Annotated in this window: 10 protein-coding genes and 2 tRNA genes; 5 read left to right on the top strand and 7 right to left on the bottom strand. The window is 66.4% G+C overall.

Annotated features, from left to right (window positions below; genetic code table 11):
• Positions 1 to 45: 45 nt before the first annotated feature.
• Entirely contained in the window at positions 46 to 2,565 is a 2,520-nt protein-coding gene (locus QCE83_RS06490; protein ID WP_309808241.1) for a family 20 glycosylhydrolase, read from the bottom strand.
• Between the two features lie 160 nt (positions 2,566 to 2,725).
• Positions 2,726 to 6,763: a phosphoribosylformylglycinamidine synthase gene (gene purL / locus QCE83_RS06485; RefSeq protein WP_309808240.1), complete on the bottom strand. Its 4,038-nt coding sequence runs from the start codon at positions 6,761 to 6,763 to the stop codon at positions 2,726 to 2,728.
• A gap of 406 nt (positions 6,764 to 7,169) precedes the next feature.
• On the opposite strand from purL, the gene QCE83_RS06480 reads away from it, so the two are divergent.
• The 3 genes from QCE83_RS06480 to pgi all read left to right on the top strand — a co-directional run bounded on the left by QCE83_RS06480 (position 7,170) and on the right by pgi (position 11,944).
• Positions 7,170 to 8,462: an FAD-dependent oxidoreductase gene (locus QCE83_RS06480; RefSeq protein ID WP_309808238.1), complete on the top strand. Its 1,293-nt coding sequence runs from the start codon at positions 7,170 to 7,172 to the stop codon at positions 8,460 to 8,462.
• Positions 8,463 to 8,572: 110 nt separating this feature from the next.
• A complete protein-coding gene (locus QCE83_RS06475) occupies positions 8,573 to 10,138 on the top strand; it encodes an NAD(P)H-hydrate dehydratase (RefSeq protein WP_309808237.1) in 1,566 nt (521 codons plus the stop codon).
• 171 nt (positions 10,139 to 10,309) lie between these two features.
• A complete protein-coding gene (gene pgi, locus QCE83_RS06470) occupies positions 10,310 to 11,944 on the top strand; it encodes a glucose-6-phosphate isomerase (protein WP_309808236.1) in 1,635 nt (544 codons plus the stop codon).
• 51 nt (positions 11,945 to 11,995) lie between these two features.
• Here the strand turns inward: pgi and QCE83_RS06465 are convergent, their stop codons facing one another.
• A complete protein-coding gene (locus QCE83_RS06465; RefSeq protein WP_309808234.1) occupies positions 11,996 to 12,697 on the bottom strand; it encodes an ABC transporter ATP-binding protein in 702 nt (233 codons plus the stop codon).
• On the opposite strand from QCE83_RS06465, the gene QCE83_RS06460 reads away from it, so the two are divergent.
• A complete protein-coding gene (locus tag QCE83_RS06460; RefSeq protein WP_309808233.1) occupies positions 12,696 to 13,391 on the top strand; it encodes an arylesterase in 696 nt (231 codons plus the stop codon). The two genes, QCE83_RS06465 and QCE83_RS06460, sit on opposite strands and share 2 nt — an antisense overlap.
• Before the next feature lie 127 nt (positions 13,392 to 13,518).
• Positions 13,519 to 13,860, top strand: a complete 342-nt coding sequence (locus tag QCE83_RS06455; protein WP_309808232.1) for a hypothetical protein — start codon at positions 13,519 to 13,521, stop codon at positions 13,858 to 13,860.
• 110 nt (positions 13,861 to 13,970) lie between these two features.
• On the opposite strand, the gene QCE83_RS06450 is transcribed toward QCE83_RS06455, so the two are convergent.
• The 4 genes from QCE83_RS06450 to QCE83_RS06435 all read right to left on the bottom strand — a co-directional run bounded on the left by QCE83_RS06450 (position 13,971) and on the right by QCE83_RS06435 (position 16,716).
• The gene (locus QCE83_RS06450; protein WP_309808231.1) at positions 13,971 to 15,896 is read right to left on the bottom strand and encodes a SurA N-terminal domain-containing protein; all 1,926 of its coding nucleotides are present in this window, start codon (positions 15,894 to 15,896) and stop codon (positions 13,971 to 13,973) included.
• A 279-nt stretch (positions 15,897 to 16,175) separates the two neighbouring features.
• A tRNA-Asp gene (locus QCE83_RS06445) sits at positions 16,176 to 16,252 on the bottom strand.
• Between the two features lie 42 nt (positions 16,253 to 16,294).
• A tRNA-Val gene (locus QCE83_RS06440) sits at positions 16,295 to 16,370 on the bottom strand.
• A gap of 73 nt (positions 16,371 to 16,443) precedes the next feature.
• Positions 16,444 to 16,716 carry an HU family DNA-binding protein gene (locus QCE83_RS06435; protein WP_309808230.1) on the bottom strand — a complete coding sequence of 91 codons (273 nt, stop codon included), beginning with the start codon at positions 16,714 to 16,716 and terminating at the stop codon, positions 16,444 to 16,446.
• Positions 16,717 to 17,009 lie beyond the last annotated feature (293 nt).

The following is a 17,009-nucleotide window of genomic DNA, read 5'->3' as shown; positions in this document are numbered from 1 at the left end:
TCGTTTAGGCCCTAAGCCGCTGAGCTCCCGCAGATCCGCGCTGACTCACCCGCCGCTCGCGAGCGCGAGGCCCGGCCGCACCGTCGCGCCCGCCCGCACCAGCTTCGGCAGTTCCCGGTTCTCCACGACGCTCATGAAACCGGCCCAGTCATTCGCGAGCGCCGCCTTGTCGACCTTGTTCGTCTCGCCCAGGCGATAGCGTTCGCCCGCCGCGAACGGCCGCTCCCACGCCGCCCGATGCCACGCCCGCTCCGCCAGCGCAAGCAAACGCGGATACACCATGTACTCGAACTGCGTGTCCGTGCGCATCACTTCGGCCCAGGCCTGACCCTGCATGCCCTCGATGCGCGGCGCCGAACCCGCGCTCGTCACCTCGAATGCGCGGCCGTCGCGGTCGGGCATGATCTCCGCGTTCTGCGGCAGGTTGTCCGGCGCGAGCGAGAAGGTCTTGAAACTGTCGGTGGCGTGCGAACCCCAGTGATAGCCGCGCTCCTTCGGATCGAACGAATAGGGGAAGTCGAAGTACAGATAGTCGGGCAGTGCGAGCACGGTCTGGTAGCCCTGCGTATCGAGCGTGCGCGCGGTGTCGGCGGCGCCCCAGAAGAGCGTGTCCCACAGCGTCACCATCACGTTCGAGGTCGCGAAATCCCGCGGCCCGTTCGCATGCCGGATGCCGTCCTGCCAGGCCGCCATGGTGCCGATACCGTTCGTCCGCACGATCTGGCTGACTTGCCGCGCGAACATCGAAGGCAGTTCATCGACGGAGGCCGCCTGCCCTGCCCTGATCAACGCCGCGCACTGCGGCGAGCGGCCCCACGGCTTGTCCTGCGCGGCGAGATTCACGCGCCCCTTGCCGGGGTCCGTGCCGTCGAGCGGCTGGAAGCCCGCGCCGAGCAGGATGTTCTTCGCCTCGTCGCCGCCGAAATGCCAGACGGCGAGCGGCGCGCCCGCCTCGCGATGCATCGACGCAATCTCGCCGATCACCTTCGACGCAAACCGTCGCGCACCATCCCCGCACGGATTGAGAAAGCTGCGGCGGTCGTAGAACTGGACCGTGGTTGCGTTCGTGGTGTCGGCGGGATCGAGCAGGCGATAAGCCGTGGCCGCCGCTTCGTCGCCTTGTGCGTGCAGGCGCCGGTAACGCGCTTCCATCGACACCACCGCCGCCCGCGCGTGCCCCGGCATGTCGATTTCCGGAATGATCTCGACGAAGCGGTCGGCCGCATAGCGCACCAGCGCCACGTATTCGGCGCGGCTCAGATAGCCGCCGCCGGAACGGTTGTCCGGTCCCGACGCAAGCTGCGGCACGAGACAGCGCGTTTCGCTGAGGTCATGGCAGCGTTTCGCGCCGACCTCGGTGAGTTCAGGCAAGCCTGGAATCTCGATACGCCAGCCCTCGTCGTCCGACAGATGCAGATGCAGCCGGTTGAGCTTGTACGCGCTCATCTGGTCGATCAGGCGGCGCAGCGTGGCGGGCTGGCGAAAGTTGCGCGCCACATCCACCATCATGCCGCGATGCGCATAGCGGGGCGCATCCTCGATCGTCATGGCCGGCACGCCGCCTCCGCCCGCGGGCGTCAGCGACAGCAGCGTCTGCGTGCCGTAGTAGAGCCCGGCGGCGTCGAAGGCTTCGATGCTGACGCCGCCCGGCGCAATGCTGAGCCGGTAGCCGCCGTGCTTCGCGATATCGGCGGGCAGCGTGCCGGCGGCGATGGCGCCGTTCACGCGCACGGCGGGACCGTTGAGACCGAGCGTGGCGGCCCGCGTAGCCAAAGCCGCGGTCTGCTCTGACGTCAGCCCCGGCAGGTTCAGTTCCACCGCGCCGATCTGCGCGACGCCCTGACCAGCCGTCCCGCGCAGTACGGAAGGCAATGCGCGCGCCGCGACCTGCCGGGCATCGGGCAAGACAGCTTCCGCCCGCGCGCGCAACACCTGAGCGGGCGTCGTGACGAACGCGGACACGTTGTCCGCCACGGCCGGAAGATGATCGACGTAACGGGTTTCGTCGTCGGTGTCGTTGTTGCGGAGGACGGCCGACCCGGTATCGCCGTCCGCCACGACGTACGCGCGCGGCAGCAGGTCGCTGGTGCGCCGGTACCAGTATTCCCCGACGAACGGCACCTCGAGCCGCTCACCGCTGCCCAGCGTGAACGCACCCGCCGCGGGCGTCAGCGCGTAGAGATCGCCGGTGACGTGCTTCAACGCGATGGCTGGATGCTCGATCATGAGCAGCCGCCGGATGCTGTGTACGTACAGCGTCCAGCCGCCCGCCGCCAGCTTGCGCGCCCCGCCGTTCTCCAGGATCAGCCTGCCGCGCGCGCAACTGGCCCAGTCCGCGCCGAGGTCCGCGCAGTTCGTGCCGGTCGCCGCGGCGTCATTGACGTCGATCGCCACGCGCAGCGTCAGTGCATCGCCGATGGCGGCAGCCCGCGCCGCGGGCGACAGGCGGCTGGCGTCCGCATCCGAATCCGAGCCGCCGCACGACGCCACGCAACATGCCGTGACGACGACAGCCGCCGCTCTTGAAATAGGTATGCCTAAGTAATTTGAAACCCACTGCCGCATCTTGCCTCCGTGATCCGCACGCGTCGCCCGGACACGTCGGAGCACTATACCTGTAACTTACGGCCCTATTTTTTTGGGATATCTGCCGACAGGCAAGCACAAAACAAAACACCCCGAAGCGTGAACTTCGGGGTGCTTTTGTGAGACGCGGCGCGGCGGATCAGCCGAGGAAGCGTCGCGCGTTCTGGAACACGCGCAGCCACGGGCTGCCGTCGCTGGTCCAGTCTTCCGGCGTCCAGCTCATCTGCACGTTGCGATGCACGCGCTCCATATGCGGCATCAGCACGGAGAAGCGGCCATCGGGCGTCGTGACCGACGTGATGCCTTGCGGCGAGCCGTTCGGATTGAACGGGTACTGCTCGGTCGCGTTGCCACGATGATCGACGTAACGCATCGCGACGAGCGCCTTCGCCTGATCGCCCTGCTGCGAGAAGTCGGCAAAGCCTTCGCCGTGCGCAACCGCCACCGGAATGCGCGAGCCTTCCATGCCGGCGAAGAAGATCGACGGCGAAGCCTGCACTTCAACCAGCGAGAAGCGCGCCTCGAACTGCTCCGACTTGTTGCGCGTGAACTTCGGCCAGTGTTCGGCGCCGGGGATGATCGACGCCAGGCTCGACATCATCTGGCAGCCATTGCAGATGCCGAGCGCAAAGGTATCCGCGCGGCCGAAGAACGCGGCGAACATGTCGGCGAGTTGCGCATTGAAGCGGATCGTCTTCGCCCAGCCCTCGCCCGCGCCCAGCACGTCGCCATACGAAAAGCCGCCGCACGCCACCGCGCCCGCGAAATCGGCGAGCGTGGCGCGGCCTTCCAGCAGGTCGCTCATGTGGACGTCGTGGGCATCGAAACCGGCGCGGTCGAACGCGTAGGCGGTTTCCAGATGCGAATTCACGCCCTGCTCGCGCAGGATGGCCACGCGCGGCCGCGCTTTTGTCGCGATGAACGGCGCCGCGACGTCTTCCGCCGGATCGAAGCTCAGGACCGGCGCGATGCCGGGATCGGCGGCGTCGAGGAGCGCGTCGTATTCGGCGTCGGCGCAGGCCGGGTTGTCGCGCAGGCGCGCAATGCGCCAGCTCACTTCGCTCCACGCGCGATGCAGCTCGACACGCGGCGCGTCGAAAATCTTCTTCGCGTCGCGATAGATTTCGATGGCGCCGTTCTCGTTCGGCTTGCCGATCACATGCGAACACGCCGACAGACCGTGCTCGCGCAGCGCGCCCAGCACTGCATCACGGTCCGCTGCGCGCACCTGCACCACCGCGCCGAGCTCTTCCGAGAACAGCGCGCGCAGCGTGCGGTCTTCGCGGCGGCCGCTGGTCTGCTTCGCCCAGTCTTTTGCGTCGCCGTAGTCGGACTCGTGGTTGGGATCGAGCGTCAGCATGTCCACGTTCAGCGACACGCCCACGTGACCCGCGAACGCCATCTCGCACACCGTGGCCCACAGGCCGCCGTCCGAGCGGTCGTGGTAGGCAAGCAGCTTGCCGTCCGCGTTCAGCGCCTGGATGGCCGCGAAGAAGCGCTTGAGGTCTTCGGGATCGTCGACGTCCGGCACCGTGTCGCCCACTTGCTGCGTGACCTGCGCGAGGATGCTTCCGCCCATGCGGTTGCGGCCGCGCCCGAGGTCGATCGCGATCAGCACGGTGCTGGTGTCGTTGACGAGCTGCGGCGTCAGGTGACGGCGCACGTCCTCGACCGGCGCGAACGCCGAGATGATCAGCGACACCGGCGACACCACTTCGCGCGCGCCGCCGCGCGCATCCTGCCACTTGGTGCGCATCGACAGCGAATCCTTGCCGACCGGAATGCTGATGCCGAGCGCCGGGCACAGTTCCATGCCGATGGCCTGCACCGTGTCGTACAGCGCGGCGTCTTCGCCGGCGCTGCCGCAGGCGGCCATCCAGTTTGCCGAGAGCTTCAGCTTGTCGAGCGACGCAATGGGCGCCGACGCGATATTGGTCACCGCCTCGCCCACGGCCATGCGGCCGGACGCGGGGGCGTCGATCACGGCGAGCGGCGTGCGCTCGGCCATCGTCATGGCTTCGCCGCGATAGCCGACGTAGTCCATCGTGGTCACCGCGCAGTCCGCCACCGGCACCTGCCACGGACCGACGAACTGGTCGCGCGCGGTCGTGCCGCCCACCGAACGGTCGCCGATGGTGATGAGGAACGACTTGCTCGCGACCGTCGGATGTTTCAGCACCTCGACCGCGACTTCCGACAGCGGCAGTCCGGTGACATCGACCTCGTTGAATTGCGCGCGTTCGCGCTTCACGTCGCGATGCATCTTGGGCGGCTTGCCGAGCAGCACGTCCATCGGCATGTCGACGGGTTCCTGGCCGCTGTTGGCTTCATCGACGAGCTTCAGCTGACGCTCTTCCGTCGCCACGCCGACCACTGCCACCGGGCAGCGTTCGCGTTCGCAGAGGGCCTGGAACGCGGGCAGATCGTCCGGCGCGATGGCCAGCACGTAGCGCTCTTGCGCCTCGTTCGACCAGATTTCGCGCGGCGACAAACCGCTCTCTTCCAGCTGCACCTTGCGCAGCTCGAACAGCGCGCCCTTGCCCGCGCCGTCGACGAGTTCCGGGAACGCATTCGAGATGCCGCCCGCGCCGACGTCGTGGATCGACAGGATGGGGTTGTTGTCGCCCAGCTGCCAGCAGCTGTTGATGACTTCCTGGGCGCGCCGCTGGATTTCGGGATTGCCGCGCTGGACGGAATCGAAATCGAGTTCGGCGGTGTTCGCGCCGGTGGCCATCGAGGACGCCGCGCCGCCGCCCATGCCGATGCGCATGCCCGGTCCGCCGATCTGGATCAGCAGCGTGCCGGCCGGCAGGTCGAGCTTGTGGGTGTGCTGGTCCGAGATGTTGCCGATGCCGCCCGCGATCATGATCGGCTTGTGATAGCCGCGCACGCGGCCCGCCACGTTCTGCTCGAAGGTGCGGAAGTAGCCGCCGAGGTTCGGCCGGCCGAATTCGTTGTTGAAGGCGGCGGCGCCGATCGGGCCGTCGATCATGATCTGCAACGGCGACGCGATGCGGTCCGGGCGGCCATACGGCTGATGCGCGTCGGCGGGATTGCGCGACGCGAGCGGCACGGCGGCGTCGCGGTCGTTTTCCCAGTTGCGGCGGGCGTCGGGCAGATCCAGGTTCGACACCGTGAAGCCCGCAAGACCCGCCTTCGGACGCGCGCCGCGGCCGGTTGCGCCTTCGTCGCGAATCTCGCCGCCGGAGCCGGTCGCCGCGCCCGCAAACGGGGAAATGGCGGTCGGGTGATTGTGGGTCTCGACCTTCATCAGCGTGTGGGTCATTTCCACGTGACGCCGGTATTGCTCATCCTTGCCGCGCGGGAACCAGCGCTCGGCCATGCCGCCCTGCATGATCGCCGAATTATCCGAATACGCGACGATCGTGCCCGCGTGATTCAGCTTTTCAGTATTGCGGATCATCTGGAACAGCGACATGTCCTGCTTCGCGCCGTCGATGGTCCATTCGCCGTTGAAGATCTTGTGACGGCAGTGTTCGCTGTTGGCCTGCGCGAACATCATCAGTTCGACGTCGGTGGGATTGCGCTCCAGCTCTTCGAACGCGCTGACCAGATAGTCGATTTCGTCGTCGGCGAGCGCGAGGCCCAGTTCCAGGTTCGCGGCTTCGAGCGCGCTGCGGCCCGCGCCGATGATGTCGACCGTTTGCAGCGGCCGGGCAGGCAGTTCGTCGAAGAGATGCAGCGCCTGCTCGCGCGAGGCCGCGACGCTTTCCGTCATGTGGTCGTGCAGCGCGTCGGCGACGGCGGCGCGCGCCGCGTCTGTCAGCGCCTTCTTGCCGCCGAGGAAGCCGCTCTTCATGATCACCGTGTACTCGACGCCGCGCTCGATGCGCCGCACCTTCGTGAGCCCGCAGTGATGCGCGATGTCGCTGGCCTTGCTGGCCCACGGCGACACGGTGCCGAAGCGCGGCACGACCATGAAGGTTTCCGTCGCGCCGCGCTCCTTCGATGCCTCGAAGGGCGCGCCGTAGTGCATCAGCGCCTCGATGCGGCGATTGTCTTCATCCGTGAGCGGTTCCGACGCATTCACGAAATGCAGGAACTGGCCGCGCACGCCGACGATGTTGGCGTCGATGCGGGCGAGCGTTTCGAGAAGGCGGGTCTGACGGAAATCGGAGAGGGCCGAAGCGCCGGGGAAACACGAGAAGTGGGCCATTGTGACGGTGCGTCGATGACGTCTGTGTGCCGCTCGCGAGGCGCTCGCTGGTGCGCGAAAAATAAGGCTTGGCGCTCCGTCTGCGAATCTGGACATTCGCACAACCGGACCCGAGCACGCGAAACGGCATGAGGCAAAAGGAAGACCGCGATTATAACCCGGAAGCGGCGCCTGACTGGTCGCGTCCTACTGGGCGCTGGACGCGCAGCGAGGGCGCGGCATCCGACGCTCCCTTTCGATCTCCCGTCGCAGACAGATTGCCGGCCCCCGCAAACGGTTTTGACGCTATCATGGCGCGCTTTCTCCCGGTGCGCGCCACGCTCAGCGCCGGTCCGCCGCGCTTCCCGTTTCATCGCGCAACGCCGCGTTTCTCGCGCCTGCGGGCGCCAATCAGCATCAGACAGTCATGGATGTCATCGTCATCGGCGGAGGAATCGCCGGCATCGCCACCGCTTATCAGCTGCATGCGGCCGGTCATCGCGTATGCGTGATCGAGCGGCACGCGACCGTCGCGCAAGGCGCCACCTACGGCCAGGGCGGCGCGCTCCTGCCCTCGCCGCTCGACGTCTGGTTCGGCCCGACCTTCATGACCTCGAGCCGCGTCAAGCAGAGCGGGATGGTGGTCAAGACCGGCTTCGACTCCGGCGCGCGCGAGTTCGTCAGGCAACTGTCGCTGCTGCGCGAGCCCGACGCGTTCACGGCCCAGTACACGAAGCTGGCGCCGCTCGTCGAACTGTCGCGGCAGGTGATCGGCGAGATCGAGCAGCGTCTGGAACTGGATTTCGAGCAGCGGCGCGGCGTCCTGCACGTGTTCCGCCAGCCGCGCGAGCTGGAAGACGCGCACGCCGCCATCGAACTGCTCAAGCGCTTCCAGGTGCCGCATCGGGTGCTGACGCCGGAAGAATGCGTCGCCATCGAGCCTTCCGTGCCGGATGACCCCGCTTTCGCCGGCGGCGTGCTGCTGCCCGAGGAGCGCACCGCGAACTGCCCGCTCTTTACCAAGCAACTGAAGCAGTTCCTCGAAGAACAAGGCGTGCAATTCCGCATGCAGCAGACCGTCGCGGCGCTGCGCCTCGACGGCGCGCGCGCGGCAGTCGAACTGGCTTCTTCAGGCGAAGGCAGGAAGCGCGCGCATGATGCCGATGCACTCACCGCCGATGCGCTGGTCGTCGCGGCCGGAACCGGCACGCCCGCGCTGGTCGGCGCAGGCAAGACGGCCTCCGCGCTCTTTCCGCTGCGCGTGCATACGCTCACCGCGCCGGTCGCGTACGAAGAGCGCGCGCCGCATCTGAGCGTCGTCGATTCGGTCAAGCGCATCACGATGACGCGTATTCACCAGCGGTTGCGCGTCGGCGGCGCGGGTGTGCTGCAGAGCGCCGCCAAGGCCGACAAGCCGCTGGACGCCGCGCTCTCGCGCCGCGCGCTCGATCTGCTGGGCCAGGGCACCCACGACTGGATTCCCGGCGCGGCACGGGTGTCCGCCGCGCGCGCCTGGGACGGCCTGCGCCTCCTGAGCGCCGATGGCCTGCCGGTCGCCGGCGCGACGCGCCATCCGCGGCTGTTCGTCAACGCGGCGCACGGGCCGGCGGGCTGGGGCCTGGCGTGCGGCTCTGCTAAAGTGATCGCAGATCTCGTCTCCGGCGTCACGCCCGATCTCCCCGCCGACACGCTCGCCGCGCTGAGTCTCGAACGCTTCTAGTTCGCGCGGCGCTCACCGCGCACCTCGCGTGCGCGCGCCGGGCACGATTGCTGCAACGGCGTCGGGTTTCCGACCGCTCCGATACCCGGAGCGCCCTTCCCTGCGCCGCCATGACCGTTCCCCGTTCTCCCTGGTTCACGCCGAAAGACGAACCGCTCCCGCTCCTCACGCTGAACGAACTGCGCGCGCTCGAAGCACGCGGCGCGGCCGGGCTGCCGCCGCACACGCTGATGGCGCGCGCGGGCGCGGCTGCCGCGCAATGGCTGGAAGAGGCCCTGTCGCACGATGCCGCGAGCCGCGCGCAGCCTGTGTGGCTCGTCGCCGGGCCGGGCAACAACGGCGGCGACGCGCTCGTGATGGCCGAAAGGCTGCATCGCGCGGGAATTGCCGTGCAGGTGTGCATGCCCGTCGAGGTCAAGCCCGACGATGCGCGCTGGGCGCTCGCGTCCGCGCGCGCGGCCGGCGTGCCTATCGATACCGCGCCGCCCGCTTCGTTCGACGGCTTCGGCTGGCTGGTCGACGGCATGTTCGGCATCGGGCTCACGCGGCCGCTGGAAGGCGTGTTCGCGGACCTCGCCGCGCGCCTCACGCGCCGCGCGCGCAGCGCCGGCCGCGTGCTGGCGCTCGACGTCCCGAGCGGCCTCGACAGCGACACCGGCACGCCGGTGCGCGGCGGCGACGCCGTGCGCGCCACCGACACGCTCACCTTCATCGGCGCGAAGCCGGGACATTTCACGTCGCAGGGACGCGATCTCACGGGCCGGCTGTTCGTCGCCACGCTGGAACTGGAGGCGAGCGCGGCGCCGTCGCTCGTGCTGAACGCGCCCGCGCTGTTCGGCGCCGCCCTGCCGCCGCGCGACAACGCGACCAACAAGGGCACCTTCGGCTCGCTGGCGGTGATCGGCGGCGACACCGGCATGTGCGGCGCGCCCGTGCTGGCGGCGCGCATGGCGCTCTACGGCGGCGCCGGCAAGGTGAACATCGCCTTTCTCGGCGACGGCTTTCCGCCCTATGACCCGCCTCATCCGGAACTGATGCTGCATCACGTCGAAGGCTTTGCGCTCGACAAGATGGATGCGCTCGCGATCGGCTGCGGCATGGGCACGAGCGCGCGCGCCCGCAAGGTGCTCGAGGACGTCCTGAAGCTCGACGTCCAGAAGCTGCTCGACGCCGATGCGCTCAATCTCGTCGCCCACGACGAGCCGCTGGCGGCCGCCGTCGCGGCACGCGGCGCGCAGGGCGATCCGTGCGTGCTGACGCCGCATCCGCTCGAAGCGGCGCGCTTGTTGCAAAGCGATGCCCAAGCCATCCAGGCCGACCGCATCGCGGCGGCGCGGCAGTTGTCGGCGCGTTATGGCGCCGTCGCCGTGCTGAAAGGCTCGGGCACCGTGATCGCGGCGCCGGACGGCCGGGTTGCCGTGAACCCGACCGGCAATGCCGGGCTGGCTACGGGCGGCACCGGCGACGTGCTCGGCGGTTTGATCGGAGCATTGCTCGCACAGAAGCTGCCGGCTTATGAAGCCGCGCTCGCCGGCGTCTACCTGCACGGCCAGGCCGCGCAGACGCTCACGGACGAAGGCATCGGCCCGGCCGGCCTGACCGCGGGCGAGCTTGCACCGGCGGTGCGCGCGCTGCTCAACCGGCGCTTCTACGCGGCGCGCGAAGATCACCCCTGAAGGCGGGCGCCTGCGACACGTTGCAAGCAGCCGTTCATGCATCGTCGCTATACTCTTTTCGATTCGGGCATCCGCGGCATCCGTCACCGCGTTCACGACACACGCTGACCCAGGCCGCGCAGGCATTGCACGAACGTTTTCCTCTGTCACCCTCAGACTAACGGACCGCTCATGACCCAAACCTCGACGCTCAATTCGCTTCCTGCCTGGTCGGCGCTCCAGTCGCACTACGACTCCATTTCCGGCGAGCGCCTGCGCGACTGGTTCGCGCCGCAAAACGACAGCGCGCCCACGCGCGCCGAACGTCTGACGTTCGAAGGCGGCGGGCTCACCATTGACTTTTCCAAGAACCGCGTCACCGACGCCACGCTCAAGCTGCTGATCCAGCTCGCCGAGGAAGCCGGCGTGACGAAGAAGCGCGACGCGATGTTCAACGGCGACATCGTCAATGTCACCGAGCATCGCGCGGTCTTGCACACCGCGTTGCGCGCCCAGTCGCCGGATGCGCCCTTCCATGCGCAAGTGGAGGCCGAGAAGGCCAAGATGGCCGCCTTCGCCACCCAGGTCCGCGATGGCGCGTGGACCGGCTACACCGGCAAGCGCATCCGCCATGTGGTGAACATCGGCATCGGCGGCTCGGATCTCGGGCCGAAGATGGTCGTCCACGCGCTGCATCATCTCAGCTCGAAGGAGCTCGACACGCACTTCGTGTCCAACGTCGACGGCGCCGACATCTACAACGTGCTGCAACAGATCGACGCGGAGGAAACGCTCGCGATCATCGTCTCGAAGACCTTCACGACGCTCGAGACGATGACCAACGCCCACTCGATGCGCGACTGGTTCCTCAAGTCCGGCTGCCCGGAAGACCAGCTATCGAAACATTTTGTCGGCGTGTCGGCGAATCCGGCCGAAGTGGTCAAGTTCGGCATCGCGAAAGAGAACGTCTTCGAGATGTGGGACTGGGTGGGCGGGCGCTATTCGCTGTGGTCGGCGGTCGGCCTCTCGATCATGATCTCGGTCGGCCCGGACAACTTCGACGCGCTGCTGCAAGGCGCGGACACGATGGACCAGCATTTCCGCACCGCGCCGCTCAACGTGAACCTGCCGGTGCTGATGGGCATGATCGGCATCTGGTATCGCAACTTCTTCGGCTCGCAGAGCGATCTGATCGCGCCGTATTCGGAAGCGCTGCACTTCCTGCCTTCGTATCTGCAACAGCTGGAGATGGAGAGCAACGGCAAGTCGGCGCGTCTCGACGGCACGATGGTCGATTACCCCACTGCCGCCGTGATCTGGGGCGAGCCGGGCACGAACGGCCAGCACGCGTTCTTCCAGATGCTGCACCAGGGCCCGACGATCATCCCGATCGACTTCATCGCGGTGCTGACGCCGGAGCATCCGCTCGTCGATCATCATGCGAAGCTGCTGGCGAACTGTTTCGCGCAGAGCGAAGCGCTGATGCTCGGCCGTACGCTGGAGGAAGCGAAGAAAGTGGCCGGTCCGGGCAAGGAAGAACTGGCGACGCACCTGAGCTTCCCCGGCAACCGTCCGACCACCACCATCATGCTCGACCCGCTGACGCCGCAGACGCTCGGCGCGCTGATCGCGCTGTATGAACACAAGGTGCTGGTGCAAGGCGCCGTGTGGAACATCAACTCGTTCGATCAGTGGGGCGTGGAGCTCGGCAAGATTCTCGGCAAGGTGGTCGAGGCCGACATCACCGCGGCGAGTGCCGATCCGGCGAAGCACGATTCGTCGACGTCGGCGCTGATCGCGCGGGCGCGCAAGGCCTTGAAGCGCTGAGGCTGTTTCGTTGCAATGGAGCCCGCGCGCCTTACGCGTTGCGGGCTTTTTTTATACTCCTGACCCGTTGACGATGCGTCCGGCTTCGATCGTCACGGTCGCGTCGCAGCGCTCGGCGAGTTCCGCGTCATGCGTGACCAGCACGAGCGTCGCGCCATTGCGGCGGTTCATCTCGAACATCAGGTCGATGATCGCATAGCCGGTGGCGGCGTCGAGGCTGCCGGTGGGTTCGTCGGCGAACAGCACGGCGGGATGCGTGACGAACGCCCGCGCCAGCGCGACGCGTTGTTGTTCGCCGCCGGACAGCAGTTTCGGATAATGTCCCATGCGTTGCGCGAGCCCGACCTGATCGAGCAATGCGCGGGCGCGTGCGGCGATCTCATGGTGCGGCATCTCGGCGCGCAGTTCGAGCGGCAGCATCACGTTCTCGAGCGCGGTCAGATGCGGCATCAACTGGAATGACTGGAACACGAAGCCCACGGCCCCGCTGCGCAGTGCGGCGCGCTGGTCTTCATCGAGCGTGGAGAGCTCCTTGCCGAGCAGGCGAACCGAGCCCTCCGTCGCGCTGTCCAATCCCGCGAGCAGGCCGAGCAGCGTCGACTTGCCCGATCCCGACGCACCGACGATCGCCACGCTGCTGCCCTGCGCGATCGAGAGGTTGATCTGATCCAGGATGGTCAGTTCGCCTGTTGCGTCCTTCACCCGCTTGTTCAATCCCCGAACTTCGATGACCGGCTCGATATTGTTTTGCATGGACACCTTGAAGAAAAACTTGCGCGGTACGCTTCCCGTGCTGGGCCTGATGATGGCGGTCTGCGTCACGGCGCACGCCGCGGATGCCCAGGCGGCGCCTCAACCCGTGCCTCCCGCGCAGACACCGACCAGGCCCGCGATCGTCGTGCTGGGCGACAGCCTCTCCGCGGAATACGGCCTGCCGCGTGATACCGGCTGGGTCAATCTGCTGCGCGGCAAGCTCGCGCAAGAGCGTCTCGATTATAGCGTCGCGAATTCGAGCATCAGCGGCGACACCACGAGCGGCGGGCGCGCGCGGCTCACCGCCGTGCTCGCGCGGCTCAAGCCTGCCGTGGTGATTGTCGAACTGGGTGGCAACGATGCACTGCGCGGCGTGCCGCTCACGACGACCGAGGCGAATCTGCGCGGTATCGTCGATGCATCGCAGGCCGCGCATGCGAAGGTTTTACTCATCGGCATGTACGTTCCACCCAATTACGGCCCCGACTACACGCAAAAGTTCCACGCGGTCTACGAGCGCATCGCGAAGGAGAAGAAGGTGCCGCTCGTGCCTTTCCTGCTGGCGGGCATCGCCGAAACGCCCTCGATGTTCCAGGCCGATCAGATCCATCCGACCGTGCAGGCCCAGCCTTTGCTATTGAACAACGTCTGGCCAACCTTGAAACCCTTGCTGGGCGCGGGCGCGTCGCATTAGGCGATACGCCGGCCGCACGGCTTGATCACATTGACGCGGAACCCGGCCACGATTCAGTCATCTGAAACTTTCGCGTAACTCTTATAACCCCGCTCGTACTGAGAGAGCGATCCGACAAGGAGGTCACGTGAAATTTATCCCTCTTCTCGCCCTGACCGTTGCAATCTCGGCCTGTGCCGCTCAACCGCCTGCCGGCGTGCAGCAAGTCGGCACGAGTCAGAAGGCGCCGAAGGCCGTGGCGCAATGCGTCGCCCAGAAGTGGGCCGACAAGTCGCAGCAGCAAGTCGTGTCGCAGGACACGCTGGCGAACGACCAGGCCGTCGATGTCTACGTTCCCGGCCAGCAGCCGCCGAACGGCGCCGCAGCCGTGGTGCGTCCGGCCTATACCGGTTCGGGCTCGTGGGTGGGCTTCCGCGCTTCGGGCGCGGCCGGCAGCGAGGCCAGCGGCGACGTCCAGGCTTGCCTGTAAGGTCGCGTCGAGGTCCTGCGCCCGCGTGCTTGCAGCGCGCCGGGCGTGAATGAAAAAAAGCCCCGCTACTCTTCGGATAGCGGGGCTTTTTGCATCATGCGATCAGCGGATCAGTTCGACGGATCCTGCGCCGTTGCGTGGCTCAGCTTGATCTTCGAACGCGCCTTCAGTGCATCCGTATAGGCTTCCATTTCCGCCTGCGCGTAGACCTGCGCGATCTGTTGCTGCGCGCCGGCCAGGCGGTCCGCCGCGACCGCTGCGGGCTTCTCGACCGAGTTCACGCGGTAGATGGCATAGCCGTCCGCACCGAGGTCGACGCCCACGTAAGCCGGCAGTTTCGCTGCATCTGCCTTGAAGATCGCGCTGAGCGCCGCGGGCGGCAGCCCCTGCGCATCGTTGCGCGAGACAGTGATCGGCGACGTGAAGCCGTCAGTCGACTTCGACTTCTGCAGATCGGCAAGCTTCGTCTCGCCTTCCTTCTTCGCCATGGCAGCCGCCATCTCCGCAATGACCTGCTTGCGCACCTGGTCCTTCACGGCGTCGAATGCGGGCACGGCGGACGGCTTGTAGTCGGTCACGCGCGCGGCGATCATCGTGTTGTTGCCGACGTCGATGGCCTGCGTGTTATTGCGCTCCTTCACCGAATCGGGTGCGAACACGGCGGCGAGGAACTTCGCGTTGTTGAGCGGATTGTCCTGCGGCAACTGCGGATTCGGCTTCGGACCCACGGTCGCCGTCTGGATGGACAGCTTGTACTTGTCGGCGGCCGGTTGCAGCGATTTCGACTTCTCGTAGACCAGGTCCGTGAAGCCTTGCGAGTCGTCGGCGAAACCCTTCGCGCCCTGTTGCGCCGCATAGTCCTTGGCGAGCGCGTCCTTCACTTCGTCGAAGGGCTTCGTGACGGCGGGCTTTACGTCGGTGGCCTGGATGATGTGATAGCCGAAGTCCGACTCGACGATGTTGCTCACCTCGCCCTTCTTCAGGCTGAACGCGGCGTCGTCGAAGTCCTTGCCGCCCGCGATCTGGCCGCGCGCGAAGTAACCGAGATCGCCGCCCTTGTTCGCCGAGCCCGGATCTTCCGAATTCTTCTGCGCGATCTGCGCGAACTGGTCCGGATGCGCCTTCACCTGCGCGAGCAGCGCTTCGGCCTTCTGCTTGGCCTTGGCCTTGTCGGCGGCGCTGGCGTCCTTCGGCGCGTTGATCAGGATGTGGCTCGCCCGCACCTGCGCTTCCGTGCGGTAGCGCTGAATGTTGTCGTCGTAGTACTTCTTGAGGTCCGCGTCGCTCGGCTTCGAGGCCGCCGCGAGCGCGCCCGGCGACAGCACCAGATACTGGATCGTGGCCGTCTCGGGCGAGGCGAAGGCGTTGCGATGCGCGTCGTAGTAAGCGGTGAGCTGAGCGTCGGTCGGCTGGATCTTCGCCGTGTAGTCGGCAGTGCGCAGCGACATGCCCTGCACCGCGCGCTTCTGCTCGGCGAGTTCAGTGAGGCTTTGCGCGAACGACTTCGACGTGAACGACGTCGATTGAATGCTGCCCGGAATCTGCTCGGTGGCGATGCTGTAGCGCATGCGCTCGTCGTATTGCGCGGGCGTCATGCCCTGCATGGCGAGCAACTGCTTGTAGCGCTCGACGTCGATGGTGCCGTCCGGCTTGCGCAGCGACGAGATCACCGGGTCGGCGAGCAGTGCGCGGCGCACGGCGTCATCGGAGGCGGTCAGATGCAGGCGCTGGGTTTCGTCGGCGAGTGCGCGCTGCTGCACGAGACTGTCGACCATCGCGGCGCGGGCTTCGGGCGTGTCGAACATCTTGGCGTCGAACTGTGCACCGAGCATCGAACGGGCGCGGTCCACTTGCTGGCGGAAGGCGTTATCGAATTCGGGACGGGTGATCTTGTGGCCATTGACACTGGCGACCCAGGCGCTTTCGTCGAAGAAGTTGCTGAAACCCTGGATACCCACGATACCCAGACCGGGCACCACGATCAGGATCAGCAGGGCCATCATCAGGCGCTGGTGATTTCGGAAGAAGTCGAGCATGTAGCGCTGCGTTGTCGGAACAAAACGCTCGATATTACAACAGTGGCCGGGGAAAAGGCGAAAGGTGACGGGGAATTGGCCGCGCGAGGCAGGCGGGCCTTGGTCATGGCGTTCGCGCATGCACGTGAAACGACCAATGAATCAGTGAGTTGAAGGTCTCTGTGACACACTTGCCGGCAGTGTTTCGGCGAAGCGTTGAGGACTAGAAAGGCACCGCATCAGAAGGCATAAAACAAAAGTCCCGCAGGCCGTGAAGCGTGCGGGACTTTCGTTTGAATCTGGCGGAGCGGACGGGACTCGAACCCGCGACCCCCGGCGTGACAGGCCGGTATTCTAACCAACTGAACTACCGCTCCAGATAGTACGTGCAGCAAGTTGAGCGTGATGTCATGTAGACCTGGTGGGTGCTGAGAGGCTCGAACTCCCGACCTACGCCTTGTAAGGGCGCCGCTCTACCAACTGAGCTAAGCACCCGGCCGATGACTTTCAACTTGCACGCTGCTGTTTCAGTGCCCCGGTATGCGAGACGCCGTATCCAGCGAGTCCGCTAGTTTAGCGCATCCTTCAGAGCTTTGCCAGGCCGAAATTTCGGCACCTTCGCGGCCTTGATCTTGATCTCGGCGCCCGTGCGCGGATTGCGTCCGGTGCGCGCCGTGCGCTTGCCGACCGCAAACGTGCCGAAGCCCACGAGCGTCACGGTGCCGCCCTTCGAGAGCGTTGCGCGTACACCGCCGATGAGCGCATCCAGCGCGCGGCCGGCGGTGGCTTTGGAGATGTCGGCTTCCTGCGCAATGTGGTCGATCAGTTCCGTCTTGTTCATGATGATCCCCGAATCGTTGATGGCACGTTGTAATGAAAGTTGTAGTCAGCCGGATGGTGTCCGGATGCGGCGCTCATTAGACGCAGCCGAAAGAACGGTGTCAACGAGGGTTGAGCCTGATTCGGCGGGCTTTGCGGGGAATTGGAGGCGTTTGACTAAACGGCGCGGGCAATAAAAAAACCCGCGGGGAAATTTGAACTGACCCCGCAAAGTTGGACAGTTTTAGGCTAGGGCCGTGAGGGCTGAGTTCTGTACATCACAGGACTCAGCCCTTTTAGCTTCAGCTTGATGCG

The sequence above is a fragment of the Caballeronia sp. LZ034LL genome, from assembly GCF_031451215.1.
GTDB lineage: Bacteria > Pseudomonadota > Gammaproteobacteria > Burkholderiales > Burkholderiaceae > Caballeronia.
The sequence above is the reverse complement of the archived record's forward strand: the minus strand, read 5'-3'. Positions and strand labels throughout refer to the sequence as shown.